Origin of the sequence: Paenibacillus elgii NBRC 100335, from assembly GCF_004000865.1 — a bacterium.
Classification (GTDB): Bacteria; Bacillota; Bacilli; order Paenibacillales; family NBRC-103111; genus Paenibacillus_G; species Paenibacillus_G elgii.
In genome coordinates this window covers 74,479-100,565 of sequence record NZ_BIMB01000023.1, presented here as the reverse complement: position 1 = coordinate 100,565, position 26,087 = coordinate 74,479, and the positions used below count along the sequence as shown (strand labels likewise).

30 protein-coding genes and 1 pseudogene are annotated in these 26,087 nt (G+C 53.5%); 21 read left to right on the top strand and 10 right to left on the bottom strand.

Going from position 1 to position 26,087, the window contains the following annotated elements:
* Nucleotides 1-153: 153 nt before the first annotated feature.
* Nucleotides 154-1,461 carry an aminotransferase class I/II-fold pyridoxal phosphate-dependent enzyme gene (locus PEL01S_RS18350; protein ID WP_127461329.1) on the bottom strand — a complete coding sequence of 436 codons (1,308 nt, stop codon included), beginning with the start codon at nt 1,459-1,461 and terminating at the stop codon, nt 154-156.
* 246 nt (nt 1,462-1,707) lie between these two features.
* Here PEL01S_RS18350 and PEL01S_RS18345 point away from each other — a divergent pair, with 246 nt between their 5' ends.
* The 3 genes from PEL01S_RS18345 (at nt 1,708) to PEL01S_RS34555 (ending at nt 4,045) form a co-directional block, all read left to right on the top strand.
* A complete protein-coding gene (locus PEL01S_RS18345) occupies nt 1,708-2,484 on the top strand; it encodes a DeoR/GlpR family DNA-binding transcription regulator (protein ID WP_127461328.1) in 777 nt (258 codons plus the stop codon).
* 214 nt (nt 2,485-2,698) lie between these two features.
* Nucleotides 2,699-3,532 (top strand): 5-dehydro-4-deoxy-D-glucuronate isomerase, encoded by an 834-nt coding sequence (gene kduI / locus PEL01S_RS18340; protein ID WP_010497914.1) that lies wholly within the window; start codon nt 2,699-2,701, stop codon nt 3,530-3,532.
* A 375-nt stretch (nt 3,533-3,907) separates the two neighbouring features.
* Entirely contained in the window at nt 3,908-4,045 is a 138-nt protein-coding gene (locus PEL01S_RS34555; RefSeq protein WP_163768304.1) for a hypothetical protein, read from the top strand.
* On the opposite strand, the gene glsA is transcribed toward PEL01S_RS34555, so the two are convergent.
* Both glsA and PEL01S_RS18330 read right to left on the bottom strand, forming a co-directional pair.
* Entirely contained in the window at nt 4,042-4,986 is a 945-nt protein-coding gene (gene glsA / locus PEL01S_RS18335; RefSeq protein WP_063186423.1) for a glutaminase A, read from the bottom strand. The two genes, PEL01S_RS34555 and glsA, sit on opposite strands and share 4 nt — an antisense overlap.
* A gap of 183 nt (nt 4,987-5,169) precedes the next feature.
* Nucleotides 5,170-5,790, bottom strand: a complete 621-nt coding sequence (locus tag PEL01S_RS18330) for a pyridoxamine 5'-phosphate oxidase family protein (protein WP_127461327.1) — start codon at nt 5,788-5,790, stop codon at nt 5,170-5,172.
* A gap of 304 nt (nt 5,791-6,094) precedes the next feature.
* Here PEL01S_RS18330 and PEL01S_RS18325 point away from each other — a divergent pair, with 304 nt between their 5' ends.
* From PEL01S_RS18325 to PEL01S_RS18310, 4 genes are all read left to right on the top strand, one after another.
* Nucleotides 6,095-6,307 (top strand): hypothetical protein, encoded by a 213-nt coding sequence (locus tag PEL01S_RS18325; protein WP_231884864.1) that lies wholly within the window; start codon nt 6,095-6,097, stop codon nt 6,305-6,307.
* Nucleotides 6,308-6,417: 110 nt separating this feature from the next.
* Nucleotides 6,418-6,966, top strand: coding sequence for a hypothetical protein (locus PEL01S_RS18320; protein WP_127461326.1), 549 nt, complete (start codon nt 6,418-6,420; stop codon nt 6,964-6,966).
* A 35-nt stretch (nt 6,967-7,001) separates the two neighbouring features.
* Nucleotides 7,002-7,253: a hypothetical protein gene (locus PEL01S_RS18315; protein ID WP_197483503.1), complete on the top strand. Its 252-nt coding sequence runs from the start codon at nt 7,002-7,004 to the stop codon at nt 7,251-7,253.
* Between the two features lie 266 nt (nt 7,254-7,519).
* Nucleotides 7,520-8,170, top strand: a complete 651-nt coding sequence (locus PEL01S_RS18310) for a DUF6273 domain-containing protein (RefSeq protein ID WP_239551461.1) — start codon at nt 7,520-7,522, stop codon at nt 8,168-8,170.
* A gap of 31 nt (nt 8,171-8,201) precedes the next feature.
* On the opposite strand, the gene PEL01S_RS18305 is transcribed toward PEL01S_RS18310, so the two are convergent.
* Complete coding sequence (locus PEL01S_RS18305) at nt 8,202-8,666, bottom strand: hypothetical protein (RefSeq protein WP_127461323.1); 465 nt, start codon at nt 8,664-8,666, stop codon at nt 8,202-8,204.
* Nucleotides 8,653-9,375 (bottom strand): class I SAM-dependent methyltransferase, encoded by a 723-nt coding sequence (locus PEL01S_RS18300; RefSeq protein ID WP_127461322.1) that lies wholly within the window; start codon nt 9,373-9,375, stop codon nt 8,653-8,655. Before PEL01S_RS18300 ends, PEL01S_RS18305 begins: the two co-directional genes overlap by 14 nt.
* A gap of 284 nt (nt 9,376-9,659) precedes the next feature.
* Here PEL01S_RS18300 and PEL01S_RS18295 point away from each other — a divergent pair, with 284 nt between their 5' ends.
* Entirely contained in the window at nt 9,660-10,031 is a 372-nt protein-coding gene (locus PEL01S_RS18295) for a hypothetical protein (RefSeq protein ID WP_063184150.1), read from the top strand.
* A gap of 189 nt (nt 10,032-10,220) precedes the next feature.
* On the opposite strand, the gene PEL01S_RS18290 is transcribed toward PEL01S_RS18295, so the two are convergent.
* The 4 genes from PEL01S_RS18290 to PEL01S_RS18275 all read right to left on the bottom strand — a co-directional run bounded on the left by PEL01S_RS18290 (nt 10,221) and on the right by PEL01S_RS18275 (nt 11,343).
* Complete coding sequence (locus tag PEL01S_RS18290; RefSeq protein WP_063184149.1) at nt 10,221-10,457, bottom strand: hypothetical protein; 237 nt, start codon at nt 10,455-10,457, stop codon at nt 10,221-10,223.
* 19 nt (nt 10,458-10,476) lie between these two features.
* Complete coding sequence (locus PEL01S_RS18285) at nt 10,477-10,710, bottom strand: hypothetical protein (RefSeq protein WP_063184148.1); 234 nt, start codon at nt 10,708-10,710, stop codon at nt 10,477-10,479.
* On the bottom strand, nt 10,707-10,967 hold the full coding sequence (locus tag PEL01S_RS18280) for a hypothetical protein (RefSeq protein ID WP_127461321.1): 261 nt from the start codon (nt 10,965-10,967) through the stop codon (nt 10,707-10,709). Before PEL01S_RS18280 ends, PEL01S_RS18285 begins: the two co-directional genes overlap by 4 nt.
* A gap of 124 nt (nt 10,968-11,091) precedes the next feature.
* Nucleotides 11,092-11,343, bottom strand: a complete 252-nt coding sequence (locus tag PEL01S_RS18275; RefSeq protein WP_063184146.1) for a hypothetical protein — start codon at nt 11,341-11,343, stop codon at nt 11,092-11,094.
* 252 nt (nt 11,344-11,595) lie between these two features.
* On the opposite strand from PEL01S_RS18275, the gene PEL01S_RS18270 reads away from it, so the two are divergent.
* Together PEL01S_RS18270 and PEL01S_RS18265 are read left to right on the top strand one after the other, a co-directional pair.
* Complete coding sequence (locus tag PEL01S_RS18270) at nt 11,596-12,057, top strand: Hsp20/alpha crystallin family protein (RefSeq protein ID WP_063184145.1); 462 nt, start codon at nt 11,596-11,598, stop codon at nt 12,055-12,057.
* Nucleotides 12,058-12,093: 36 nt separating this feature from the next.
* Nucleotides 12,094-12,495, top strand: coding sequence for a hypothetical protein (locus tag PEL01S_RS18265; protein WP_127461320.1), 402 nt, complete (start codon nt 12,094-12,096; stop codon nt 12,493-12,495).
* A gap of 71 nt (nt 12,496-12,566) precedes the next feature.
* On the opposite strand, the gene PEL01S_RS18260 is transcribed toward PEL01S_RS18265, so the two are convergent.
* Entirely contained in the window at nt 12,567-13,037 is a 471-nt protein-coding gene (locus PEL01S_RS18260) for a GNAT family N-acetyltransferase (RefSeq protein WP_063184143.1), read from the bottom strand.
* A 259-nt stretch (nt 13,038-13,296) separates the two neighbouring features.
* On the opposite strand from PEL01S_RS18260, the gene PEL01S_RS18255 reads away from it, so the two are divergent.
* From PEL01S_RS18255 to PEL01S_RS18210, 11 genes and pseudogenes are all read left to right on the top strand, one after another.
* Entirely contained in the window at nt 13,297-14,208 is a 912-nt protein-coding gene (locus tag PEL01S_RS18255; protein ID WP_127461319.1) for a hypothetical protein, read from the top strand.
* A 222-nt stretch (nt 14,209-14,430) separates the two neighbouring features.
* Nucleotides 14,431-14,931, top strand: coding sequence for an eCIS core domain-containing protein (locus tag PEL01S_RS18250; protein ID WP_127461318.1), 501 nt, complete (start codon nt 14,431-14,433; stop codon nt 14,929-14,931).
* Nucleotides 14,865-17,147, top strand: coding sequence for an AAA family ATPase (locus tag PEL01S_RS18245; RefSeq protein WP_127461317.1), 2,283 nt, complete (start codon nt 14,865-14,867; stop codon nt 17,145-17,147). Before PEL01S_RS18250 ends, PEL01S_RS18245 begins: the two co-directional genes overlap by 67 nt.
* Before the next feature lie 28 nt (nt 17,148-17,175).
* Nucleotides 17,176-17,751, top strand: coding sequence for a Pvc16 family protein (locus tag PEL01S_RS18240; protein WP_127461316.1), 576 nt, complete (start codon nt 17,176-17,178; stop codon nt 17,749-17,751).
* Between the two features lie 2 nt (nt 17,752-17,753).
* Nucleotides 17,754-18,554, top strand: a complete 801-nt coding sequence (locus tag PEL01S_RS18235; RefSeq protein WP_127461315.1) for a hypothetical protein — start codon at nt 17,754-17,756, stop codon at nt 18,552-18,554.
* Nucleotides 18,555-18,686: 132 nt separating this feature from the next.
* Nucleotides 18,687-20,417, top strand: coding sequence for a phage tail sheath family protein (locus PEL01S_RS18230; protein ID WP_127461314.1), 1,731 nt, complete (start codon nt 18,687-18,689; stop codon nt 20,415-20,417).
* A gap of 34 nt (nt 20,418-20,451) precedes the next feature.
* Nucleotides 20,452-20,886: a phage tail protein gene (locus tag PEL01S_RS18225; protein ID WP_010500499.1), complete on the top strand. Its 435-nt coding sequence runs from the start codon at nt 20,452-20,454 to the stop codon at nt 20,884-20,886.
* 82 nt (nt 20,887-20,968) lie between these two features.
* On the top strand, nt 20,969-21,346 hold the full coding sequence (locus tag PEL01S_RS18220) for a phage tail assembly protein (protein WP_127461313.1): 378 nt from the start codon (nt 20,969-20,971) through the stop codon (nt 21,344-21,346).
* An 11-nt stretch (nt 21,347-21,357) separates the two neighbouring features.
* Nucleotides 21,358-21,534 (top strand): annotated as a pseudogene (locus tag PEL01S_RS35590) (DUF6760 family protein); the annotation flags it as partial.
* Nucleotides 21,535-21,539: 5 nt separating this feature from the next.
* Nucleotides 21,540-21,983 carry a phage tail protein gene (locus PEL01S_RS18215; RefSeq protein ID WP_063184137.1) on the top strand — a complete coding sequence of 148 codons (444 nt, stop codon included), beginning with the start codon at nt 21,540-21,542 and terminating at the stop codon, nt 21,981-21,983.
* Nucleotides 21,984-22,032: 49 nt separating this feature from the next.
* On the top strand, nt 22,033-26,055 hold the full coding sequence (locus PEL01S_RS18210) for a YML083C domain-containing protein (RefSeq protein ID WP_127461312.1): 4,023 nt from the start codon (nt 22,033-22,035) through the stop codon (nt 26,053-26,055).
* The last annotated feature ends 32 nt before the right edge of the window (nt 26,056-26,087 follow it).

Sequence of the window (26,087 nt, the reverse complement as noted above, 5' to 3'; positions counted from 1 at the left end):
GCTCTTGCGAACCCCGGCTTTTGTGGATTTCGTTTTTTTAGATATAGAATTTATAAGCTATCAGCGGAGCTGATTGAATTCTATATCGCAAGAAAAGCTTCCTCTAAAACACGAATGTATCTTCCTCGAATAGGCTTCGATAAGAAGCTTTCCTTATTTTGCAGCGACATTCTGGAGATCCAGAACGCCTTGGTAGATCGTTTCGAACAGCTCTTCGATATTCGCTTCCTCGATGCAGGAGAAGGCGACGCGGAGATCGGTTTCGCCGAGGGCGATCGTCCCGACACCGTATTTATCGAGCAGGTGCAGGCGCAGCGTTTCGGCATCGACCGTCTTCAGCTTCAGGCACATGAAGTAGCCGGAGTTGAACGGGTAGTAGTCCCATACCTGATCGAATTTGCCGGTATCCAGCAGCGCTTTGACACGGTTGGCGCGGCCTTTCATAATGTCGAACTTCTCTTGCTTCTGGGCTTTAAAGTCAGGCGATTGCAGCGCATGCAGCACGAATGTCTGCGACGGATGCGGGCCGCTGGAAATCGTTCCGCGGATAATGCCAATCGTTTTTTGCTCCAATGCCGCCAGCGCCGCATCGCTTTGTCCGACGTACGTAATGAAGCCGACGCGGAATCCCCATACGTATTCTTCCTTCGTCGCGCCGTCGATCTTGACCGACAGTACGCGCGGATGAAGCCCCGCCAATTGGCCGGCAAGCGACTCGTGCAGCGAATCTTCGAAGAACAGGCCGAAGTAAGCGTCGTCCGTGACGGCCACGACGTTGATGCCGGCTTCCGCTGCTTCCTTGATCGCCGCTACGATGGCGCGTCCTTCTTCGGGACCCGGTGTATAGCCGGTCGGGTTGTTCGGGAAGTTCAGCACGACGATGGCTTTGCCTTTGCTCTTCTGCGCAAGCAGGGCGTCGCGGAGCCCTGCCGCGTTGAACAGACGGTCTTCCGTGTAGAGCGGGTAATATACGAGCTCGGCGCCGCGGCGAATGCCGAAGGTCAGCTCGTAGTTTTCCCAGTTTTTATCCGGAATGATGACGGCGTCGCCCGGACCTGCAAACAAATCGGCCACGATGCTCAGCCCGTGGGTCAGCGCGTTCGTCGCGATCGGATTGCCGAGGTTTTTGCCCTGAAGGGACGGATTTTCCTCGATGATCTTGCTGCGCCATACGGTGCGGAGCTCAGGCTTGCCCGCCGGCGGGGCATATTCGTAAATGTCCTTCGGGTTGTAAGCGGACAGTGTGTCTTGGATGACTTTGAGATGCATCGGCTGACCGTTCTCCAGCGCCGTGCCGATGGTGGCGTTGAACTTCTTGGCCTTTGCCTTCGCTTCGGCGGATTGGCTCAGGATGCCGACCTTCGGAAAATAAATTTGTTTGCCGAGCTCGGACAGCATCTCGTAAACGTGCGGGCTTTCCTTTTGAATGGTCTCATTTAAACTTTGGGCAAGAGGGTTCATGACGGTCCATCCTTCCATGTTTCTTCATAGCTTACATTAGACCATATTATAACACTTTTCGTACAGCAGCGTCACGGAGTTTCGGATTTTACGGCGGAGTCTGTTCGCATGGAGGAGGGAGTGGGCTAACGGAAGGATTTGCAGGGGATGCTTGGTTTTCCCGAAGAAGCTGTGTTACCATAGGGGCAGCAAAAATATGGGTGCGGGTTGGCGTGAAGGAAGCAATCCGCAAAGCGGGGGACAACGATGTCGGCCATCATACGATACGAGAAAATTATGGAGCTGCTCATGGCGGACCGCGAGGTGTCCGTCGCGGATTTGGCAGGCAAGCTCGGGGTGACGGGCAAGACGATCCGGCAGGATCTCGAGAAGCTGGAAAGTAAAGGACTGCTGCACCGGACTCACGGCGGTGCCGTACTGGCCAATGAAGGCTATTCCGGTCTGCTCGCCGGGCTTGCGCCGAATCCGAAGCATCCGGACGAGAAGCGGGAGGCGGCGGAGTGGGCGCTGCGATTCGTGGAGCCGAACGACATTATCGCGCTCGACAGCGGCAGCACGACGCTGGAGATGGCCAAGCTGCTCGACAATGCGCCGCTGACGGTCATTACGAACGATCTCCATATCATCAGCGAGCTGATTAAGAAGGACCGCGTCAGACTGGTCGTTCCCGGTGGCTTCCGCAGCCGGAATATGCTGGTCAGCGAAGAAGCCGCGGAATTTCTCGGCAGGCTGAACGTGCAGAAGGCATTTCTGTCCACGACCGGGATTCATCCGGAGTACGGCTTTACGATCTTCACCCATTCCCACGTCGGGCAAAAACGGGCGATGATCGATTCCGCGAAGCAGGTGTTTTGCGTGGCGGACCACAGCAAGTTCGACAAGTGCGCCCTGATCACGTTCGCGAAGCTGTCCGAAATCGGTGTGATCGTGACCGATCCGTATTTGCCGGAGGAGACGGCGCGCAGCTACGAAGCGGCAGGCACGCGAATCGAACGGAGCCGGCGGAGTGGAGCCGGAAGGTAGCGTTGGAGCCGGATGCGGGCGAGGTGTTCGTGGCCGGAAGCCCGCGCATGCAGACGGCGGAGGGGAGCGAGCGATCGGTCGGATGCCCGCGTTTGCGCTTTTTCGTGTCCTCGTTGGTTCATTTTGGTTCAAAAATAATTCATTTGAACTTAAACGAACCTATGGTTTATAATAACATTGACCATGCAAATACGGGAGGAATTATACGATGGCTATGGAAATTCGTTATGCAACCAACCCGACGGAAACGAAAACGTACGATACGGAACGTTTGCGCCAAGAATATTTGATCGAAGGCTTGTTCGTGCCGGGCAAGCTGAATCTGGTGTACAGCCACGTGGACCGCTTCATTACGGGCGGCGCCGTACCTACAACGGAGCCGGTTCTGCTTGAAGCGGATAAGCACGACATGGGGGCGGACTATTTCCTCGAGCGTCGCGAAATCGGAATCATCAACGTGGGCGCCCAAGGCATCGTCACGGTCGACGGCACCGATTACGTGCTGGAGAACAAAGACGGCCTGTATGTCGGCCTCGGCAACAAGCAAGTTGTGTTCAAGAGCGCGGATGCCGCGAATCCGGCACGCTTCTATCTGAGCTCGACCCCGGCGCACAAAAATTACCCGACGCAAAAGGTTGCGATCAGCGAGGCGGAGCCGCAGCATCTCGGTTCGATCACGAACTCCAACGAGCGCACGATCTACAAATACATTCACTTGAACGGCATCCAAAGCTGCCAGCTCGTGATGGGCATGACGCTGCTGAAGCCGGGCAACATGTGGAATACGATGCCTTGCCACACGCATAACCGCCGTTCGGAAGTATACTTCTACTTCGATATGCCGGAAGACGGCGTCGTCTTCCATCTGATGGGCGAGCCGACGGAAACCCGTCACGTGGTTGTCCGCAACGAGCAGGCGATCATCAGCCCAAGCTGGTCGATCCACAGCGGCGTAGGCACGAGCAATTATACGTTCATTTGGGCGATGGCCGGTGAGAACCAAGAGTTCTCCGACATGGACGCGGTCGCCATGAAAGATTTGAAGTAAGGCACCGGAAAGTAAAAAGCACAGTTTCTTTGACGCGCGAACCTTACGGGTACGGCTCAAGAGGCTGTGCTTTTTTCGTTAAGCCGGTCAGGCGACGTTTTCGGCTGCATAAGTGTTATTAGTAAGTGCGCAGGGGAAGGAACGGTGATCGGGATAAGGCGAATGGCGATCTTTGAGTGGAGTGCCCGTACACCGGAGAGAAATAGCGGAACTGCGATGTACTTAATTTAGTTGGGGATGCTGCTTTTTGGGAAATAGAGCACGGGAAATGCGTTAGTTGGGCTTTTGCCGGGGCTGGGATGACCATTCGACACGAATAAAGCACGGGAGATGAGCTAAGCGATTCGAAGCCGGTTTCGTAGGAGGGATAGCGCATTGGAGTTCCTTTATTTGGGGAAGCAGCGCCGGCTGGAGGGCGAGGCATTCAAGCGGGCAGCACCATGCTCCCCGCTCAAGCCCAGGCGCGCTGCGGCGCCGCTTCACCATCGCCTTCCGGCGATCCGCTCCGGCTAAAACATGCTCCAGTCGAACGCTTCCGACATCGTCTGCAGCAGGTGGACGCCGGCGATGCTGTTGCCCTTATCGTTCAGCGCGGGACCGACGACGCCGATGCCGTACCGTCCCGGCACGAGGGCGAGAATGCCGCCGGCGACGCCGCTTTTGGCCGGGAGCCCGACGCGGATGGCGAACTCGCCGGAGGCGTTGTACATGCCACAGCTGACCATGAATGTTTTGGCGATCTGCACATAGCGTCGCGGTACCAGCTCCCGTCCCGTCAAGGGATCGGTGCCGTTCATCGCCAGAACGAGCGCCATGCGCGCCACATGGCGGCAGGTCACTTCCACGGAACAGTGCTTGAAATAGACGTCCAGCACCGGCTCCACCTCTTCATCCAGTACTTCGTTGTCTTTGAGGAAGTAGGCAAGCGACCGGTTCCGGTGCGCGGTAGCGGCTTCGGAGCGGTATACCGCTTCGTTGAAGGTCAGCGTCGGGTCGCCCGCGACCTCGCGGAAGAAGGAGAGGATTCGCTCCGTTTTTTCCGCGGAGGTTGCGCCCCGGATCAACGACGAGACGGCGATGGCTCCCGCGTTGATCAGCGGGTTAAACGGAATGCCGGGCTCGACCAGCTCCAGCTTTAGCATGGAGTTGAAGTCGTCGCCGGTCGGCTCCATGCCGACCTTGCGGAAAACGCCTTCTTCGCCTTGATCCATCAAGGCAAGCAGCAGCGTGAACACTTTTGAGATGCTTTGCAGGGTAAAGGACAATCGGCTGTCGCCTGCCGTTACCTCGCGTCCTGCGGCGTCGAGCAGCGCGATTCCCAAGGCGTCGCCTGGAGCGTGCGCCAATTCGGGGATGTAGGAGGCGGGCTGGCCGTGCCGGGATTCCTTGCGGCTCGTCTCGAGCCAGGCCGGAAGCTGCTCGGCCAGCCGGTTCAGTTCGGTTTCGGATGTCATCGTTTGCGGGAGCCTCCTTGGGGTCCATAGGTGCGATTTACTTTTAGCATACCGCTTTTGTGCCGCGATGAAAAGACGGGTATTTTCAAGTAATCGTCAGGCGCCGGGTGGCTCCGCAAGCTCCCCGAATTTTACTTTTCCTGCGGTGCGGACAGTATCGTGAAAGACGAAGTTTCCTGCCGCCTACTCCTTTTTATGCGCGGGACAGTACTTTTTCATTAATTCAACAGTTGCTTCATCTTCTGCTCCTCCTCTTTCATTAAGCCCCCCCATAACTTTCTCGCGACGTTCTCCCTTCAGGTTTTGCCCAAACTTAAATTTAGCAGTTATTTCTTCAACGGAGATTCTGACTACGGAAACCGCCTTTAACTCTCCTTGATATTTCGGATCTTCCGGTGTAATCGGAGCATAGCCTCCTTCAGGTTGAAGTTTTTCCATTAGGCCGCTTAATGCAACTGATTTTTCATGCGGATCCTCGACAGGCTCAGCGATTCCTCTAATATGAACGGATTTGTAAAAAGCTGTTGCGGGGCAAGCTTGCCGGGCGTCGGTAAAATAAGAAGGGATAATCGCAAACTCTTTTGCAACCGCGAAACTAACTTTTTGTGAAGCCAGGATCTCGTCCATCTTGGCCCCTCTCTTTGAACCATGGAAGTAAATGTGCCCATTCTGATACGTGTAATTTAGAGGAGTAATATGCGGCCATCCGTCCTTGTCTACGGTCCCCAGAAAACCAAATGACATCTCGTTTAAAAAATTATCAATTTCCTGCTGCTCTTGAATCGAAAATTCGGCTCTTCTCATGTATAAGCCCTCCACAAATTTTTTTATATCATAAATGAGAGGGGTGACAATCGAAAAGATCCAATTGGCACAGTTTCTATTGTACCACTTTGATGCGTTATTCGACGTTATGGATACCTTGTATGAGGCCGATCAAGGGAACGGTGATTTAAGCTGATGCCTGTTTCAACTGTATGCTGTGTACAATCTCATAGCGAAAATTGTAACTTTAAGAACTTCCACGGCATATGTTTAACAATATAGGCAATTTACCGGGGGTGGAATTTTGTCGGTTAATCTTTTTCTGGCTGCAGGAGCGATAAATGTGAACACTTTGAATAGAGGTGCAGTTATTAGCGTAGGGGAGATTGCTCAACCTGGCTGGAATCTCAGTGGGAAATCCAACTTCGGAAATGGTCAATTGTTTGGATGCAATGTAGAATTCGCTTTTGTATCTACTTTATTTGATAGTGATGTTTTTGATAATCCAATCGGGACAATCGGACCTGCTCCATCCTTACAAAATCAAGCCTTGTAGACACTATATTAGCCTTCAGAGCTTAACCTTTCTGGTAGGGGAGAGAGGTTAAGCCTTGTTTGCCCCAGTCATAATCAAACCCGGCGGCTTCTGAACAGGAGGGGGGTACGTTGCACTTTTCAAATAAAAAGACCTGCGTTGTCTTTAATAAGCTGTTTGTAACCAATATTGAAAACAGTTCCGGAATTTTTATCGGGAACAACACCGCCATCGGTTGGAGTTCATACGGCAAGTCTAATCGAGGGCTCGGAAATCTTAGCAATTGTACCCTGACCCATGTCATAAATGTTGTGTACGACCAAGATGTCATTGATACCTCTATTGAGGATATAAGAAATATAGTTTTAACGGAGAAAGAGAACGCGCAATTATGCACAATTGATTTTAACTCCGTCAACGCAAATTCTGTCAATTCAGGTTCGGCTATAGACGTTGGAGAAAACAGACAGCTTGGGTGGAGGAGTTCACGTAAAAACAACTATGGAACAGGTAAGGCATACGGGAGCAATAACATTCGCAAAATCATGAATTCCATATTTGATAGCGATTTTATCGATACTCTGTTGCATACAGAAGACAACAACATTGAGAATGCTGGAAATTCGGAACGAAATATTTACATAAATCAGAAGAAAAATACGAGCGGGTCTGATAAATGAATATAAAATTACATTTTATATTTGGAGGTGAAAGCTTGGCTGTAATTATTTCGTTAACAACGGGAGCGATAAGCGTCAATACCTTGAATAGAGGAAGCGCCATCGCGGTCGGGGAGGTTTCTCAACCAGGTTGGAGTATAAACGGCAAAACGAATTTTGGCAACGGTCAATTATTCGGAAGGAACTTTGAGACCCAGTTCGTAACCAATCTTTATGATAATGATTATATCGATTCACCTATTTGTGAATCTCAACCTTCGATTGCACCGCAGAATCAAACCGGATAACTACACGGAGTAACAAACCACCTAAATACGCATTTCCCTTCGTTGGGTCCAGTTCACGCGGCTGGGCCCGTTACCTGTTTGAAGGACAACCATTCTGTGTTTTGAGTTGCTATCCAATTGTTATCTTTGTTTAGAGTAAAACATTAAAGTACATGTTCTAAACTTTTTTGAATCGATATTGCGTTAAATAAGGGATATAACGGATTTACCTTAGCATTTGCATAAATGTTGTACAATTAAACTAGAACCGAAAGGAGGAGATTTTGTTGGAAAATGTTACTCTTGTTTCCACACCGCCCGGCGAAATCATTACTTTCGGCACTTATCCGCAGACGGCGGACGTCGCAGACAGAACGCCGATAAAGTGGCGGGTGCTGCAAAATTCAGGTAGAGAGCTATTTATTTTGAGCGAGTACATTTTGGACTGCAGGCGGTATCACGGCGAGTGCGTGGATATTACATGGCGTGACTGTGATTTGCGCAAGTGGCTGAACAATGAATTCTATAACACCGCATTCAATGCTGCCGAAAAGGGATTTATTAAGACGACATGTTGCACGGACAACGGAGAAGGCAGCCCGGATACGGAGGACAAGGTTTTTTTGCTTAGCGTTACCGAGATAAAGGATCTATCTGATCTACACGGCAAGGACTTGCGGCGCGCCGTTGGAACGGATTTTGCCAAAACGAAAAAAAACGATGGATGCAGCTTATATGTATATGATAAAACGAACAAAGAGAACTATATCATCAGAAACGGCGAAGAAATCGGCTGTTCCTGGTGGTGGCTGCGAACACAAGGAAATAAGCCTTCGCGTGCGTTTTTTGTCGGTCCAAGCTGTAGTATTCGCAGCTATGCGAATGTCAGTCTAGCCCGTGACGGCGTGCGTCCCGCTTTAAAAGTGAATCTTCAATGATAACATGCGGGGCGTTCCTAGCGGAGTGCGATTAAAATGACCGGAATTCCTTGATAAATAAGGAGTTCCGGTCTATTACTTTATTGTTACTGAACAGGCCGATTCTAAGATAGTGAATTTTGGGGCAGTTTTCTTCAACTCCAACCGAATTTAGATCCAGACCCGCTCCCCATCCCAAGTTACCGTAGCCCCAACCAAAAGGATAACCGAAATCGCCAAACGCTTTGATTCGGGCTTTTTCTTTTATGGTCATCTGCTTCATGTTTCTTTTAGACTTCAGGTGCGACTTACGAAAGCGCGGATTGGTAGCAATCCTATTTTTTATATTCTGGACAGCGGCTTCCGGAATTCCAAGCGGACGAAGTACCAAATTCCCATTATGAACGCACTCTACAATCCCACAAACAAACTCGCCATCCGGTAAGAAGGCTCCTATCGGACGGCCGATATAAGGGTTTACGAGCCTTTCTCCATGACGCTTGTCATTTTCGGGCAATGAACAGGGCGTGCTCCAAATAATCGCGGTTAGCGGTAATCATTTCATTGTACGCAAGCGACATTTGCCAGACGGATGCATCGAGCAAAGCTTCCGGGTCCATGACCTGATGCATATCAGGGTAAGCAATTTGGTCTTCTATGCCCTGCTCGGTAAAGGGAGAGCGATCGCAAACGGTCGTCTCGATGAAACCCGACGCCTGAAGCAATTCAATCCACTTTTGTTCCGTAAGCAGAGACTTTAATTGAAAAAAGCCGGTGATTTCCTCATAGGTCTTCTGTGTGATCGAGGGAGGAGCGATCACTTCACGGTCGTAGAGAATGCCCCCGGGACGCAGCACCCGGGCGTATTCGGCCAGCGCTCGCCCGATGTCGGCAAAATTCGTAACCGATTCCGCGAGCACGACGTCAAAGGTCGCGTCTTCGAACGGCAGTGCCGTAATATCACCTTCCATGAATCTTATGTCAAGCTGCTCGGCTTCCGCTCGAAACTTCGCTTTGACCAGCATATCAGGACGAAGATCGAGTCCTGTGATGTCAAAACCTTGCTTCGCCAGATAGCAGGACGTTCTTCCCGTACCGCATCCGACCTCCAGCACCCGGCTGCCCGCGGGCAGCGGATAACGGGAAAGCTGGGATATGGTGGCGGAGAAGCCGCCGGGATGCGCGCTTCCGGCACCCAAACGGGACAGCACATCCAAATAGTTCACCGTTACTAGCTCCTTCCTTTTCCGGGAATATAGATCACTGTATTGTATGGAAAGGGGGGCATCCGGTTATGGATAGATGTCCGGGGGACGCAAGTTTTTTACCGGCTTCATCCTGCTGTAGGGCTTTGGGGCTGCCCGTTGAGGGTCTCGTGGGTCTGGGTCTATATAGTTATATATACAAGCGCTGGACTATAAACTGACATAAATTAAATTAGTATACCATCAGGATTTAAAAATTGGCTCGGCGCCAAATGTTCGCTGTACCTAAAGGGGGTGAAATTTCAGTGGCATACAACGTGAACGAAAAAATAGCGAGACAATGGATCGGGTGTCCTGTCTGCATTCAATTATCAAACGGTGATTTTTATATAGGAACGATCAAGGATGTAACTAAAAAGCAAGTCATTCTTTCAGAAGCAAGAAAGAACGTTAAAAAAATGAAACGGAAGAACAAAAATAATCCGCAAATATCCGGGATCTTGGGCTCTCTATTTGGTATGGGGAATAATGGAGGGATACCGGGACCAGGCACGCCAAATTCGGGAACCAATTCCGGAGGATTTTTTGGTATGTTAGGTAAAGCATGGCCCATGATGAAAATTGGGTTTAGTGTCATTCAAACCATGTGGCCATTATTTAGTTCATTCAAAATTTAACCGGTACGCTTAGTCCACAGAAACTAATTATCAAGTGGAAATTATTTTAGTCCTTTTTGTCCTTCTGGCTATGATTTTATCTATTTACGAACTAATGGTTAGTCTGAAAAGGTACGCTTTTTCGATATAACGTTCATGACGTGAATAGACCACAACCCCAACATCTTCATGTCGGGGTTGTGGTGAAAATTAGATCGCGCTGCCTTTAGCAGATGCGCCGTCTATAATATCGGGATCCACAATGTTGCCGACCTGCAAGGTTAGCGGGGATAAATCGCCGTTCATCTCCCCCATAGCCTGGTTCCGTTTATAAGAAACAAATTCATCGATACTTTGAACCGGACCTGCATTGACTACGGATCCATTATCAACCGCATTGATTTTAAATCCGAGCACATTGACCACCGTCGGAGTAAAAAATAACATAGACCTCTCTCCTTCTTTTTCAAATGATACTGTTTTTCATGGCTCCGGCATCGATCAGATCCGGGTCCATGATCCAGGAAAGGGTAGCCGTGATGGGCGACAGATCGCCGTTTTGCTCCCCGATTCCCTGATTTCGCTTATAGGACACATATAAGTCGACATGTTGGTTAGGCCCGATATTTACGACCGCGGCATGGTCGAGAGCGTTGATTTTTAATTCGATCAAGTTTACCGTCATCGGAGCGAAGATCATGAACATCCCTCCGTCTGAAATTTTCGATGTCCGTCTGTTTTGCAGGACGCCGTATCCATGATATCTGCGTCCAGAACCATCTGAATCGTATCGAAACGTAAGACTGAATCTGCACACTGCTGTCCGAAGCCCTGTGTTTTTTTGGCCTTGACGTTACGGTTCACCATGTAGTTCGAGCCGGCAGCGACATTGGCCATATGATCCGCATTGTTAAGTTTGATAGCGCCGATCGTAACGCTGGTTGATTCGAAGAACATCCGACATTTCCTTCCCGCTTTTTGACGTGGCCGCGCATACTTCATCCGAGTACGTTAAAGGGTTATGCACAAGCATCGAGGATTATGACGTCCGGCAGCCGACGGATGGGCTATCGAGGCCGGGTCAGGGCAGCGGCGCCCCGGACGACTCGAACGTTGCGGCCGAGTCGATTTGATCCCGGTCATCCACAAAGCTTCTTGTACCGCAAAACTCGCTTCCATCCCCCATATTTTGACCGATACCCATATTTTTTTTATCCGAATTATGCCATTCCGCCAACAGGTTTTGTCCCACATTGATAGCCGAAGCATTTTCAAAGGAATTCACTTTGATGATGTTGATATTAATTACAATACGGGGAACAGGCATTGTCATTTCTTTTCCTCCTTCGCCGGCGAATGCGGTGCGGCTTTCTTTCCATGCATATTCGATCCAGTCAGCAAATATGAAGGAGGGCATGGCCGGCAGTGTGGGAGAGGCACAACTTTCTTTGATATGCTGCCTCTTTTTTTACGTTCCGGGAATGTAGAACCGAAATTCTAATATGATATTACTATCGGCTTTTTTATTCTCCGTCTCATTGGGCAGGTATTCCATCTTTCCGATTCTGAAGCAGGAGGAAGATCCATGGACTTGGATAGGATGAAAAAATGGCTGGATTTTGCCAAGGAATTTCAGCACGGGCAGTTTTGGGATAGCGTATTCGATAAAGACTATACGGAGAAGGCTATGGAGCAGTTTACCCAATCGTCTGCACCCAAGCCCTTGAATAATAGCCGGTTTCCTCTTGCCGACATCTTCAAAAGCAATCACGAGTTCATTATCGTTCTGGACCTGCCCGGAACTCGAAAAGAAGATATCGAAATCTCGATTGCAGATTACTCTTTGAACGTCAGAGGAGTCGTCAACCCCCGTTATTCCGGAATGGGCAAAGTTCAAACCGAAAGGTTCAGCGGAGAATTCGAGCGAACGATTACTTTTCCCGAATTGGTCGGAGGGACGAATATTTCGGCCAAATTCGATAACGGAATCATCGAAATCAGAATACCAAGATCGCACCGATCAAAAGAAAAAATAATAATCGAATAGCTTGGATCATTCGTCATTTTTGAAGGGGAAATTCAGATGTACTTTAAACGATGGAGGAAATTTCTGGAACATGGCCGCTCCGAGTCACGCCGTTCGGACGAAATAAGCAATCGTTACGATGAAATATTATCCAAGCTGAGCGAATTGGAAAAAGAGCTGTCACTGCTAAAACAGGACAAGCAGCCAGGAAGAGATGCCCCCATTATCATAGAGAACATTCATATAGAGAACTTCAAAGTGGACAAGATCGATCACGAAAACAATTTCGGGGCGCTTGGAATCAAGGAACTGTCCGGACAGTTGAACATCGGGGCCAACTATCAGACCGGGGGGCTTCTCCATAGCCGGGACAAGCAGAGACAAGCCGCAAAATCGGGACCTTCGTCGCCTTGCAACAAAGAAGGCCCCCAATACACGATACGAGGCAAAGATATATAGGGCAAAAATTACGTCAAAAAGCTCTCCGTTTCCTGCGCATCCACCATCTTGAATTCTTTTCTTCTTATCGTTCAGTCCTCGAGTCTCAAATAGTAGTGCAGAAACGCGTCGTCCCGCACATAGCCCATCGCTGCGTACAGACGCTGTGCCGTAACATTGTCCACGGCCGTGGACAACTGCAAGCCTTTGGCCCGGGTGGCGCGGGCGTGGGCCTCGGCGGATTTCATTAGCGCCCGGGCGACGCCCTGCTTGCGGGCGTCCGGGTGAACGAACAAGTCGTTCAGCGTCCATACGCGCATCATCGCAACGGAGGAAAGCGTCGGATACAGCTGGGTAAAGCCAAGCGGCTGGCCCGGGTCCTCCGTATAGGCGAAGAAGATGACGGACTGCTGCCGCTCCAGATTGTCACGCAGAAAGCACTCGGCCCTTTCCACGTCGGAGGGCTGTCTGTAAAACTGGCGGTAGGCGTCAAACAACGGCGCCAGTGCCTCAATATCACCGTGCCCGGCTTGACGAACGGTCAAGGAATGCGAAGGGTTCATCTTGTCGTGCTCTCCTTCCGGATAGTTGCCGCCGCAGGTGCAGGCGGTTTCTAAATATTCGACATCGTACCTCGATTACTGACAATAGAAAAGAGCCAATTAAGTTCTTTTTTAATAGACCATTTCAATTGCTTACCGATCATTAAACTTTCCTTTCGCTGCCAAATTTTATGTTATTATGAAATTAAGATAAACAGCGGCAATTGAGCTAATGAAATGCATGGAAAACGCGCATGCCGGAGATGGAGGAAGGGGCGTCATGCCATTTTATTCGGGAAGGACAAGAAGCCGGAACGCCGCGGCCATGGGAGTAACTTCGCGTGAGCTGCACGGCGCTTCTTCGTGGAAGCAGGACCCGGCCCGGCACTTGACTTTCGAACAGATTCGGAGACTCCAGCAAAATGCTGGAAATCGGGCGGTACAGCATTGGTTAAGACGATCGTCCGTCCGGAGCTTTCTACGGAAGTCGGTGATGGCCGCGGGGGACCGAGTCACTATTTTGCAGCGGTACAAAGCGGATACGGAGCCTGAAATGGGCCATCTTCTCAGGCAAACTGCCGAGCTCCGCAGAACTTTTGCCAAGTTCGTTGCTCGGATGGACGCGCTTTTCGGCAAGCCGGATGCCCCCGACGATACGGAGCTCAGGCGCAGAGAGGCGGAAACGGACCTCCAGACCGGGCAAATTTTGCAGCAAGCGGCCGGCGTTGAAGCCCGTTGCAAGCGAGTGAGCAATAACATCGGGACCTTGTGGCGGAAGCATGCCGTCAACCGGTTTGCCGTTCCGATGGCCACGCCGCTGCCTGTATTCCAAGAAGCGGGGATTGCCGGAGGGCATCAGGAGGAGGGGCTGAAGCATTTTTTGACACGCCATCCCGAATACCACGTGGTAGAGATCCGTAAAAAAAACGCGCAGGGAACGACGCTGCGGCTCTATAAGCAGTATATGTGGAAGAAGGACGGCCGTCCTCCGGCACCGGCTAATCTATCGGAACGGCCTGCGGCCAATAATCCGACGCCGGACGGATGGGCGGCAGCGGAGGTTCGTCTAAGTACGGCGGAAAATCTCGCCCGTTGGCTGGACCGCGGAAAAGACGCGGCTAACGAATGGGACGCTTTTCAACCGGGGTGCTTCCGGTCGTTCCGCGGGCGGAAAGGCTTTTCGACAGATTAAGGGAAAAATCTCGCTTCAACGAGATAAATTTCGTCAAAATATAACAAAAGATATATTGCTTAAAGAGCGCCTACTGTGTAAAAATCAAGGTAAGTTAGCAAAAAAAGGTGTGGTCCTTTGATGATTCGAGACGCTTCCCCGGGTAAGAAGCTTTCAGCCGCTCCCCTTGCTTCAAGATCCGAAAGCGCTCCCTTGCGTACCGGGAATACGGTGGCTTTCAAGATGAAGGATATGCAGCGGATTTCGGGCAATCGCGCGGTCCAGCGAATGATGTCAGGTGGCACGGCCCAGCGAACGGTGATGGAGGAAGAGGAGCTGCAGATGAAATCTGCGGCGCCGCCGGTCCAAAGAAAAGGCGAAGGGATGCCGGAGCCTGTCCGGGCGAAGATGGAGCAGGCATTCGGAACGGACTTTTCCGACGTGAGGGTGCATACGGGGAATCAGGCGGAACAGGTCGGAGCGCTCGCTTATGCCCAGGGCAATGACATTCATTTTGCGCCGGGCCAATACCATCCTGAAACTTCCAAGGGACAGGAGCTGCTTGGTCATGAGCTTGCGCACATCGTTCAGCAAAAGCAAGGACGGGTGAAGCCGACGACCGAAGTCAACGGCGTGGCGGTGAACGACGATCCTTCGCTGGAGCGGGAAGCCGATCAATGGGGGACCAAAGCGGCGCAAACGAAACTGGATTCGGCTCGTTATCGGGCCAGCTTTGGAGACTGATGGCTGTGTACGCTAAAAAGAACAAGGATACGCCGGGATACGCAACGGCTTGGGAGCATTACGAGCGGGAATGGGCGAGGCTCGACCTGCGGCTGGCGATCCTGATGAAGCTGATGGAGGAGCCCGACACGCCCGCCGATCCTTCGCTTCTGCCGTTCAAAGGACTTGTGCTGACGGAAGAAGAAATGCACAGGCTGCTTTATGACGGGGACGATAGGGAGGAGGATGCCGAGCTTGCGGATCTGCGCCGACAGTTGGCCGCGATGGACCGGGAGCTGGCTCGGAAGCGGCAGGCCTCGCTGGAGCAAGGGGGCTTCCTGCCGGTTCCCTATGTGTCGCAGATGTTCGGGTTGAATGAATTTGAAGAGCAGACGCTGTTGATGGCGCTTGCCCTGGAGACGGATCGCAAGTACGAGAAGCTGTATGCCTACGTTCAGGACGACGCCACCAGCAAATATTTGACCCCCGAGCTGGCGATGCGGCTGTACGGCCTGTCTGGAACGGGCGGAGGCGGACTGCTTAAGGCTTTTATGAACGGAAGCCGGCTGCAGGAATGGTTTTTTCGCGGCGAAGGCCGGACGGCCGATCCGACAAACGGCCCGCTGCTTACTCGTCCCTTGCGGCTGGATGAGCGAATGACCGCTTTTCTGCTGGGCATCGGCTATGCCGATGTGGCCTTGCGCGAGTGCACTAAGCTATATGAGGCGGACCGGGACCTGCCGGATTTGGAAACGGGGCACGAGCTTCAGGGACGGTTACGCGCATTTGTTGAAGGGCGGGCAGAGTCCGACCCGCTCCCGGTATTTTGTTTATGGGGGCAGCCCGGCTCCGGAAAGAAGCTGCAGACGCGGCACGTGGCGGCTCACTGGGACAAACCGCTGCTGGTGGCGAATGTCGAAAGCCTGCTTCGGGACGAACGCCCGTTTTCCGAGCTGATTGTCAAGGTGCTGCGCGAAGGGATGCTCTATGGAGCGGTCATTGCGTTCGAGCGTTTTCACCTGCTCTTGGGGGAGGACGAAGGCATCGGGAAAAAACGGATGGAGCTGTTGAACCGGCTTCAGTCGGTGCAGGAGCCGCTTTTTCTCTTGTCGGAGCAAGCCTGGAACCCCCGGCCGCTGCAAGGGAGAAAATTGTTTCTGGAGGCGGAGGTTCCGGTACCCGAAGCGGCGGAGCGCCGGAAACTGTGGGAAAGCTGGAGCGCGGAACGGCGCCTGAAGCATGCCGCCGATTGGGAAGCGCTTGCCGGGAAGTTCCGCTTCTCGCCGGGGCAGATCGCAGCTTCTCTCGATTACGCGGTCCAGCTGCTGCGCTGGAACGGCTCCGAGACGCATCGGACCGGCGAGTCCGATGTGATTTACCGGGCCTGCTATGCCCAGGTACAGCATAACTTGAAGAAAAAGGCTGTGCGAATCGAGCCGAAATACGACTGGGACCGGGTCATCCTGCCTCCTGAGCAAAAAGAGCAGCTGAAGCACGCTTGCGCCAGGCTTCAATACCGAGGCACCGTGCTCGGCGACTGGGGATTCGACCGTGCGCTCGCTTACGGCAAAGGCGTCAGCCTGCTGTTCGCAGGGCCACCGGGCACGGGCAAAACGATGTCCGCGCAGGTGCTGGCCAAAGAAGTGCAGCTGGAAATTTACAAAATTGATCTGTCGCAGGTGATCAGCAAATACATCGGCGAAACGGAAAAAAACCTGCACGAGGTGTTCGGCGAGGCGCAGCTCAGCAATGCCATCCTGTTTTTCGACGAAGCGGATGCGTTGTTCGGCAAGCGTTCCGAAGTCAAGGATTCGCATGACAAGTATTCCAATGTGGAAACCGCGTACTTGTTGCAAAAGATGGAGGAATACGACGGCATCACCATTTTGGCCACCAACCTTCAGCAAAATTTGGACGAGGCGTTCATGCGGCGTTTCGGCTTCATCGTGAAATTTCCGTTTCCGGATGCTGAGCATCGCGAGCAAATATGGCGCGGACTGATTCCGTCCGAAGCTCCGGTCGAGGACGATATCGATTTTCGCTTTTTGGCGTCCAAGTTCGAGCTGGCCGGGGGATACATTAAAAATATTGTGCTGTCCGCCGCCTTTATGGCGGCTGAGCAGCGGTGCGCTATCGGCATGAAGCAGCTCATGCTTGCGGCGCGCAACGAGCTGCGCAAAAACGGGAAGATCTGGATACTAGAGGAAATGGGCGAATACGCCGACTTGTTCGATTGAGACGGAGAGGCAGAAGGGGAGGAAGCGCATGGCCGATTACACGGTGATCGCAGACGTGGGAAATACGCTGGTCAAACTGTTAAGAGAGCATTTGACCCCGAAGCTTCTGTCTCAGCCGGAAGCGATCGGACTTGCCTCGCCGACGGATAAGGGAGATTTTCAGCTAACGCTGTTTTTGTACAGCATTCAGGAAAATACCGAGAACCGGCGGACGGATATGATCGGAAGGGGAACGGACACGCTGCAGTATCCACCGATGGCGTTGAATTTGGTTTATCTCGTTACCTGCCATTCGGCATCGGAGCTTGCGACCCGTTCCTTTGACGAGCACCGGATTATGGGAAAAGTGATGCAGGTGTTTCATGACCATGCCGTCCTGCGGGGCTCTATCCTGCAAGGGGCACTGGCCGACAGCAATGAAGCGATCCGGATTACGCCGCAGCCGATTACATTGGAAAATGCGGTCAGCCTTTTCTCCAACACGCCTTACAAATTATCGCTCAGTTACATGGTCGGGCCCGTTTATCTGGACTCTACCCGTACGAAGCAAACCACACGGGTTGCCGAGGCGCAGTTCAAGCTGGAAGAGCGGGAAGGAAACTAATCATGGAGCGCTTGCGCAGCGAGGTGAAAGTTAAGCTGGCTCTGGTCGTCAAGCCGCTGGATGTCGTAACCGGTCTTGCACCGGCCGCTGTACTGCGGTTGGTTGTAGAGGGCGTTCCGTGCAGACCGGTCCGTAAGCCGGACGGAACGTTCCTGCTGCTCGGTATGCCGCCAGGAATTTACAGCATCGTCCTCAGCGCGCCGCCGCATTATGCGGACAGTAGGGCCGTTGTCGATACGGCCGCTTTGTCCCCGCTGGAGCCTGTAGAGCTGATGCCGATGCTGCCGACGTCCTCCTACCCTTTTGCGCCGGGAACGACGCTGATTCGCGTCGGAGCGAAGGGCGTGCCCGGGGGAGCTGCCATTCTGCGGGCGGCTGTGACGGACGGGAATCTGGCCTGCGCGAAGCTGCCCCAAGACGCGGACAGTGGCGAAGTGGAGCTTGTGTTCGGCGCCGTGCACCGGCTGGTCAGCGGCCGATGCTACTATGTGCTGGACCCAGATCCGGCCAAAAGGGAGTTTATCCGCATTGTCGCATTGGAGGAAGCGAACCGCAGAGCAAAGCTGCAGACGCCGTTCCGGTTTGCTCATCGCAAAGGAACCGTACTTACGGACGTGGCGGAAGGCGCTGCCGACGGACGTGGGGAATGGGCGGCCGCTTTTCCGCCGCAGGGCGTGAAACGTTTTGTCTGCGTGGTTCAATTGTTCTTGTCTGACGATGAGCCGCTTATTCTGAGTCAGGAGGTGCAAGTGGAAGAGGGACAACCGATACAGCTCGGGCTGCTCCCATCTACCGACGAATAAGGAAGCGGAGGGAAGTAAGGTATCGATACATAAGCCTATATACATCCGAGAAATCGATAGCATGAGGAATAGCGATGACGATTGGGAGGGAGGAACTGATTCGGATCATGACGATATCCGGATCAGGAACAAATGGCTGAATATTTATCGCCGGGAGTATATGTGGAAGAGTTCGACAGCGGCGGTGTGCCGCTGGGCGGGGTCAGCACCAGCACGGCGGGCTTTATCGGTCTCGCTGCCAGAGGGCCGGTGGAAGGGCTGCCGCAATTTATTACCAGCATGAACGATTTTACACGGCAATTCGGAGGATACCTCGCTGAGAACGTTTTTGGCTCTTACCGGTATTTGGCCTATGCGGTCGAGCACTTCTTCGTGAACGGCGGCTCGCGCTGCTTCGTGATGAGGGTCGCTCCGTCCGATGCGAAATCCGCGTTGAACGACGGGAGCTCCGCGCTTCGGCTCTTCGCCAAAAATCCAGGTGAATGGGGAAACCGGGTCCGGGTCGTACTGGAGCCGGCAAGCAAAGCGAAGACGCAAATTTATGAAATTTTAGGCGATGCCGCCAAATCCAAGAAGTACCGTGTGAAAAGCAACGCCGGTTTTAGAGCGGGCGACATCGTAGCCTTCGATAACGGCGAGGGCAAACAGTACAACCGCATCATTTCGTCGCAGGACAATATCATCGAACTGGAAAGCCCGTTGGAAGGCGGCGAAGAGGTTGTCGATGCCAATTTGCTTCCGGCGAAGGTACTTACGACGTGCGAGTTTACGCTGCATGCGTTCTACGGAGACGAAGCGGAGACGTATGAGCGAGTTTCCCTTAACGTTACGGCCCCGAATCATGTGGAGAAAGTGATCGGCAAGTCCAATATTGTGGGTATCTCCTGCGACAGTGCGGACCATGGCACGGTTCATCCGTTCGAGGTCATCTCCGGAAAGCCGGAAGAGACCGGCAAATTCGTGATCGAGCTGTCGGGAGGCAGCGACGGTTCTGCGGACGCCTTGTCGGCGGGAGATTTTATGGGGCAGGACCTCGGTCCCGGCAAACGGACGGGCATCCAGGCTTTTATTGACAACGACGAAGTCAGTCTGATGGCCGTGCCTGGCGTAACCGACCCGAACGTGCAGCTCGCGCTTGTTGCGCACTGCGAAAATTTGGGCAGCCGTTTCGCGATCCTCGATATTCCGCAGGATAAAACGAAAATTGCCGACGTGATGACGCACCGCGATATCTTCGATACGCAGTATGCCGCCATGTACCATCCTTGGCTGCAGGTGTTCGATCCGCTGGACAAGCGTAATATTTACATACCGCCGTCCGGCTCCGTGGCCGGCATTTATGCCCGCAGCGACAATACGCGGGGCGTTCATAAAGCGCCTGCGAACGAAGTCGTGCGCGGCTGCGTCGGGCTCGATTGCCAGTACAACAAAGGCGAGCAAGATATTTTGAACCCTCGCGGCGTTAACTTGATCCGCTCCTTTACAGGCCAAGGGATTCGCGTTTGGGGCGCGAGAACGCTTTCCTCGAACGGGCTGTGGAAATATGTGAACGTTCGCCGTTTGTTCATTTTTGTGGAAGGCTCGATCAAGAACGGCACGAACTGGGTCGTCTTCGAGCCGAACGACGAGAAGCTGTGGGCCCGCGTTCAGCGTACGATCGACGCGTTCCTGACCCGTGTCTGGAAGGACGGGGCGCTTGCGGGGACAAGCCCGGGCGAAGCGTTCTATATTCAAATCGGCCGCAACACGATGACGCAGGACGACATCGATAACGGCCGCCTGATTTGCGTGATCGGCATCGCTCCGGTCAAACCGGCGGAATTCGTCATTTTCCGGATTACGCAAAAAACCGGCTCGGAATAATGGATGGCTACAGTAGAAAGGGGTATAGCTCAGCATGGCAGTGGAACGCACCGATCCGTATCGCAAGTTTCGATACAGAGTAGAGGTTGAAGGTATTCAACAAGCGGGCTTCAGCGAGGTTTCCGGCTTCGACGCTTCGCTCGATGTCGTGGAATACCGCAACGGAAATGAGGTCATTACGCCTCGCAAGCTCCCGGGATTGGCGAAATATGGCAATATTACGCTGAAGTGGGGAGTTACCGACTCCTTGGATTTGTACGAATGGATTTCCAGTTGCGTACAAGGCAAGGTGACCCGCAAAACCGTAACCATCATCGCGCTCGATGAAGAGGGACAAGACGTGGCGACCTGGCAGATCATCGAAGCATGGCCTTGCAAATATACGGCGCCGGATTTCAACGCCACGGCTTCCGACGTCGCTATTGAAAATTTGGAGCTGGCGCACGAAGGCATGACCCGGACGAAGTAACGACCGAAACCGCCGGAAGGAGCAAAGGCAGCAGGACTAGCTTTTGTTTTCTTCCGGCAGGCTTTTCATAAAGGAGGACATCATGGAGTTCAGAACGGAATACGAATTCGAGCTTCCGCGCGGTTATGTGGATGAGAACGGCAGCTTGCACAAGCGGGGCGTGATGCGTCTGGCCACCGCAGCGGACGAAATATTGCCGATGCGCGATCAGCGCGTGCAGCAAAACCCGAGCTATTTGAACATCATTTTGCTAGCCAGAGTCATTACCAAGCTGGGCGATTTAAGGGCGATCGATACGAAGGTGATCGAACGGCTGTTTACGTCGGATCTTGCTTTTCTGCAAAACTTTTACCGCCAAATCAACGAAGTGGAAAAGCTCAGCGTGCGCACTGTCTGTCCGAAATGCGATCACGAATTTGAGGTGGACATCTCTTTTTTAGCCGAGACGGAGGGGAACTAACGGTCTATCCGGCAGATAAAATCTATGAGGAAGCCGCATTTCTGGCTTATTATTTTCACTGGCCTCATGACGATATCATGAACATGGAGCATCGCGAACGGCGGCGGTGGTGCTCGGAAATTTCGCGTATCAATCGCAGCCTGAACGATGAGCCGGACAACCCCTTCGACGTCTTTAAAAAGAGGTGACGCCTATGAGCGCAGCCGATTCGGAAATATTCGGGCAAGCGTTTCGTTTTATGGTGGAGCTTGACGGCATGCTGGTCGCCGGCTTCTCCGAGGTTAGCGGGCTGCAGTCGGAGCTGGAGTACGAGGAGGTCGCCGAGGGCGGGGTGAACGGCTATACGCACCGCCTGCCGAAAGGGGCGAAATCGCCTCCGATCGTATTGAAACGGGGAATCACGAAATCGAGCGATCTGTGGGACTGGTATTTCAGTGCCGCAGGAGGCAAGGTGAAGCGCAAAAGCGGCTCGATTATTCTATACGACGCCTCGTGGCAGGAAATGATCCGCTGGAATTTCTTCGGCTGCTACCCGGTCAAATGGAGCGGGCCCGAGCTGAGCGCTTCGAGCAGCGAGGTCGCAGTTGAGAAGATCGAGCTGGTGCACAACGGATTAAAGGCCATTTACGCCCGCTAGCGGAAGAAATGCGAATGAAGGGTACCATTAAAAGCAAGGGGCACGGACGATGAGAACGACGAAGCGCATCCAAGCGGGGCCGGCGCCCAGTATGCCGGGGCATCTCCGGTTCGCCGAACAAATCACGCGGAAATACGGCTTTGCGTCCAGAAACTATCTGGGACCGCAACCGTTAACCTTGCTTGAGCCTGGAGAAGGGGGTTCCCCCGTTCAACATGTCTCCTTGGTTCAATTGACGCTTCATTTGAGATTACAGCTTCAGTTGCTTAAGCAAGAAGAGCGGGACATGCTTCGAACGTACCGGAAGACGCTTCATCTATTGGAAAAGTTGGCCCGACGGCATGACGCTTCGGAACGAAAGACAAGCTCTTTTTTACCGGCAGGTGTGGGAACAGCATCGCGGATGGCTGCGGCAAATTCGGCAACCGGCACGACGCGGGTGGATCGTCGGCAAGAAAGCAATCCGTCGCGTTCGAAGGTCGGGGAAACGAAACGAGCGGTTGCTTCTACGCCTTTGGGCATGCATCGGCAAGCTTCGACGAACGGAGAAGCGGCCGGTTCACGGAATTCCGCGGATGCGGGAACGATGCAGCCGGTCTCGACAGGGCCGTTGGTTCATACGAGCGGACGAGTCCGCCGTCATGGGACGAGAGAGCCGCTGGCGCTGCACAGGGATTACCGCTTTGTCGACCGTTTAGGCAGCGGGAACAATGTATCCGACGAACGGATACGGCATGTGCCTGCCGAGCAAGTGCGACAGGCCAGACGAAAGCCCGAATCCAAGGTGATGGCGGCTCTGAGAATCCGCGATGCGGGAGCAGAAAGAAAGGCGCGTCGTGACGAACGGAAACGGGGTTTGCAGCAGGAACCTTCTCTGGGAGAAGGCAGACGGAATCCGCTGCTTGAGCGCGAGTGGCGCAAACCGGAGCAAGCGCAGGGGCAGGCTTTTGGACGGGTTTTGGAATGGAAGCGGGTTTCCTCGCGGCAACAGGCTTTCAATCCTATACATATTCATCGGTCTACTAAGTTTTTCTCAGTCACCTCTAATGATGTCTCTGCTCAAACCATAAGCGAGGATCGTAGCGTCAGTTGGCGCGTACGTTCGGAAAAAGCATCAAGTCCGGTTGATTCGGACGACAAGAGGGGATATCGAACCGTAGGCGAAAATCGGGACGACCGTGCTGTCGTACGCCCGATCATAGCAGCCGCAAGTCCGATTGATGCCGAAGATAAGAGGCATCGGACGCTTGGGGGGAATACGGACTGGGAAAACCGCGGAACGGCGCACGTTGCCGGACGGTCGTGGCTTAGGCCGAAGGGGATATCTTCCCTCGATAGGGGGATTTTGCTGCAGTGGTTCGAGGCCGGTTCCTTGAGCGGTCATCGGACGCCGGATGCTCGACTTGCGAACAGGCATACGACGGGGAGACGTCAAACGGATGCCGCTGCGGCATCTTCGGAAGGCCGCTCGTTTGTATTTAGGGCGTTAAGCAAGGGTGGCCCGGCCAAGTTTTCGGCTACTTCTTCGATGCGAGACAACATTTCGGGGCGTAATGAGACGGTTATATTTTCAACCGCCTTAATACGCAGTGTTCCTCAAAGCATGCTGACGAGCCGTTATTGGCAAAGCGACTTTTCAACCACAACCGTCTTCGAACGAGCGCATCGGCAAAAGGCGAGTGCCGACCTTATCTACGGTCGGACACCTTTGTTCGCGCAGCGGAAAGCAGGGGACGAAGCATCGGTTTCGCTTCAGTTTCGTTACCCGATGAGTGTGTCCTTGCGCGGAGATAATTCTTTTATCAGCCGAAGCCCGGAACGAAGCCGTGATAGTTTGGGCGGTAGGGGTTCCTTTCCGACGCTCGCAGATGCCGCACCATCTACCGGCATTTTTTCGTTTGAATACGATAGTTCGGCAAGTTCGAACTCAGTCCGACATGAAAGGACAGACCTAGTTACAGTTCAGCCCAAGCGGGCAGCTGCAAAAATCGGCAATCCGATGACAAGCGTATTCGGGGTAAACATCGTTTCGCCGACCGTCTTGGTCATACGGTCATCCGCTGTCGAAGGGATGCAACTCCGCCGCCATCCTCTGCTGTCTGGAGCAAGAGTTGCGCCTATTTGGCCGCAGATGTATGCAGCCGACTCCGTAGGGGCAGTGAAGCAGCGTTACGCTCGTCGGCATCAAGCGTCCCAATCGAATTCAGCGCCGGCACGCGGGAAAAATGCTCGGCATGTTGTGGACGATGCGGTCCAAGGTTTCGCGGGCGATCCGCTTCGAAGCCTTACAGGCGGGGAGGGTTCGGGCTCTACGAATCCAGTAATCCGCAGCTTTATAGACAGGGCGGGATCGAGACCTGCGGATATTGTGCTTCGAAGCAAGCCAGACGAGATACGTGAATCGGAAGGCTGGGGCTGGAATTTAACAGATGTACGGAGACATCCGGTTGTTCAGATGCAGTACAAACAATCCCGGTTTTTATCCCCACATTCCTTTATGCTTCACAAACCGGTTAGCTTACGGGATGGGGGATTTAGTACCTTCCCGAATGTAACGGATTTTGCGGGTAAAATCGCTGGGAGCCGGATTGCCTTCAAGGACGGTGCTGCGGAAGAACGGGTAATGCGTAGACAACCGGCAGGTCCGGATGCGACGCTGTATAAACGGAACAGCGTCGTATATCCTTCGGACTCAGAAGGAAGCATGACTACATCGGCACTAGTTGCTCCATTCAGGGCCATCCCCTCGCAGCGTGCCAAGGCGGGACAAGTGGCTGTGTTGGGACCGCTGGTTGTACAAGCATTGTCGGGCACTTCAATTCGTACGGCAGCGACTATAACAAATAAGCTCCGGCAGAATCGTGCTGACTGGTCGTCTGCTGCAACTGCAAGCGCCTTGGGTGTGTTGCCGTCCCGCGCTCTGCAACGTCCGTTGGAGATGTATCAGTCGCAGGCAGTTGCGGATCGATCGATCTTGATGCCCGCGAGTGCTTCGGGCGTCTTGTCGCCGGGACCGCCGTATCGCCAATTGCAGCTGCCTCCATCGCAGCGTTCGTCTGCGATGGCTGCGAGTGCCTTGGGCGTATTGCCGCCCCGCGCTCTGCAACGTCCGTTGGAGCTTGTTCAGTCGCAGGCAATTATGGATCGGCCGTTCGCGATGCCCGCGAACACCACGAGCGTATTGTCGCCCCATGAGCCGCACTATACGTTGCAGTTGAATCGGTCACAGGCAGTTGCTTCCCGTGCGTCCTCGGTATTCACGACCGCCTTGGACGTCTTGTTGCCGGGAGCACCATATCGCCCATTGCAGTTGAATCGCTCACAGGCTGACGTGCACCGCTCGTCAGCGATGCTCGCGAACACCACAAGCGTATTGTCGTTCCATGCGCCGCACCGTACGTTGCAGTTGAATCGCTCACAGGCTGACGTGCATCGTTCGTCAGCGATGCTCGCGAACACCACGAGCGTATTGTCGTTCCATGCGCCGCACCGTACGTTGCAGTTGCATCCGTCACAGGCTGACGTGCATCGTTCGTCAGCGATGCTCGCGAACACCACGAGCGCATTGTCGTCCCATGCGCCGCATCGCCCGTTGCGGTTGCATCCGTCCCGGACTGACGCACATCGCCCGCCCGCGATGGCTGCGAGCACCTCAGGCGGGCTGCCGCCCCAAGGCGCGGCGCTGCCACTGCAATTGCATCGGCCGCATGCTGTCGCGCCGCGTCCATCAGCGGTGCCCGCCAGCGCCGAAGGCGCTTTAACGCCTCGCATCGCGCCACAGATGCGCACGGCTCAGCAGCACGCCAAGGCGGCCGCCACGCCGAGCCCGTCTTACCGGGCTGCGCGCTCCGAGATCGAATACCATAAAAAGCAGAATCCGGATACCGGAACCTTGGCGAAGCAAGCGGCGGCGCAGGCCGTTAGCCAAGTTTCCGCCCAGCTTGAAGCGATGAAAGTCGAGCTCTCGACCGCATCTCAGGCTGTTTTACCAGACTTGGACCGTTTTGTCGACCAAGTGTATAGAGAGCTGGAAAGCAAAATCAAATTCGAGCGGCAGCGCAGCGGGCTTTGACCCCTGCGGTCGCGATTCCTGTACTTGCAAAG

Excerpts from the sequence above, each read along its gene's own strand:
- PEL01S_RS18350 (WP_127461329.1), bottom strand. The coding sequence starts at position 1,461 with ATGAACCCTCTTGCCCAAAGTTTAAATGAGACCATTCAAAAGGAAAGC.
- PEL01S_RS18345 (WP_127461328.1), top strand. The coding sequence starts at position 1,708 with ATGTCGGCCATCATACGATACGAGAAAATTATGGAGCTGCTCATGGCG.
- kduI (WP_010497914.1), top strand. The coding sequence starts at position 2,699 with ATGGAAATTCGTTATGCAACCAACCCGACGGAAACGAAAACGTACGAT.
- glsA (WP_063186423.1), bottom strand. The coding sequence starts at position 4,986 with ATGACATCCGAAACCGAACTGAACCGGCTGGCCGAGCAGCTTCCGGCC.
- PEL01S_RS18330 (WP_127461327.1), bottom strand. The coding sequence starts at position 5,790 with ATGAGAAGAGCCGAATTTTCGATTCAAGAGCAGCAGGAAATTGATAAT.
- PEL01S_RS18290 (WP_063184149.1), bottom strand. The coding sequence starts at position 10,457 with ATGTTATTTTTTACTCCGACGGTGGTCAATGTGCTCGGATTTAAAATC.
- PEL01S_RS18285 (WP_063184148.1), bottom strand. The coding sequence starts at position 10,710 with ATGATCTTCGCTCCGATGACGGTAAACTTGATCGAATTAAAAATCAAC.
- PEL01S_RS18280 (WP_127461321.1), bottom strand. The coding sequence starts at position 10,967 with ATGTTCTTCGAATCAACCAGCGTTACGATCGGCGCTATCAAACTTAAC.
- PEL01S_RS18275 (WP_063184146.1), bottom strand. The coding sequence starts at position 11,343 with ATGACAATGCCTGTTCCCCGTATTGTAATTAATATCAACATCATCAAA.
- PEL01S_RS18270 (WP_063184145.1), top strand. The coding sequence starts at position 11,596 with ATGGACTTGGATAGGATGAAAAAATGGCTGGATTTTGCCAAGGAATTT.
- PEL01S_RS18265 (WP_127461320.1), top strand. The coding sequence starts at position 12,094 with ATGTACTTTAAACGATGGAGGAAATTTCTGGAACATGGCCGCTCCGAG.
- PEL01S_RS18260 (WP_063184143.1), bottom strand. The coding sequence starts at position 13,037 with ATGAACCCTTCGCATTCCTTGACCGTTCGTCAAGCCGGGCACGGTGAT.
- PEL01S_RS18255 (WP_127461319.1), top strand. The coding sequence starts at position 13,297 with ATGCCATTTTATTCGGGAAGGACAAGAAGCCGGAACGCCGCGGCCATG.
- PEL01S_RS18250 (WP_127461318.1), top strand. The coding sequence starts at position 14,431 with ATGAAGGATATGCAGCGGATTTCGGGCAATCGCGCGGTCCAGCGAATG.
- PEL01S_RS18245 (WP_127461317.1), top strand. The coding sequence starts at position 14,865 with ATGGGGGACCAAAGCGGCGCAAACGAAACTGGATTCGGCTCGTTATCG.
- PEL01S_RS18240 (WP_127461316.1), top strand. The coding sequence starts at position 17,176 with ATGGCCGATTACACGGTGATCGCAGACGTGGGAAATACGCTGGTCAAA.
- PEL01S_RS18235 (WP_127461315.1), top strand. The coding sequence starts at position 17,754 with ATGGAGCGCTTGCGCAGCGAGGTGAAAGTTAAGCTGGCTCTGGTCGTC.
- PEL01S_RS18230 (WP_127461314.1), top strand. The coding sequence starts at position 18,687 with ATGGCTGAATATTTATCGCCGGGAGTATATGTGGAAGAGTTCGACAGC.
- PEL01S_RS18225 (WP_010500499.1), top strand. The coding sequence starts at position 20,452 with ATGGCAGTGGAACGCACCGATCCGTATCGCAAGTTTCGATACAGAGTA.
- PEL01S_RS18220 (WP_127461313.1), top strand. The coding sequence starts at position 20,969 with ATGGAGTTCAGAACGGAATACGAATTCGAGCTTCCGCGCGGTTATGTG.
- PEL01S_RS18215 (WP_063184137.1), top strand. The coding sequence starts at position 21,540 with ATGAGCGCAGCCGATTCGGAAATATTCGGGCAAGCGTTTCGTTTTATG.
- PEL01S_RS18210 (WP_127461312.1), top strand. The coding sequence starts at position 22,033 with ATGAGAACGACGAAGCGCATCCAAGCGGGGCCGGCGCCCAGTATGCCG.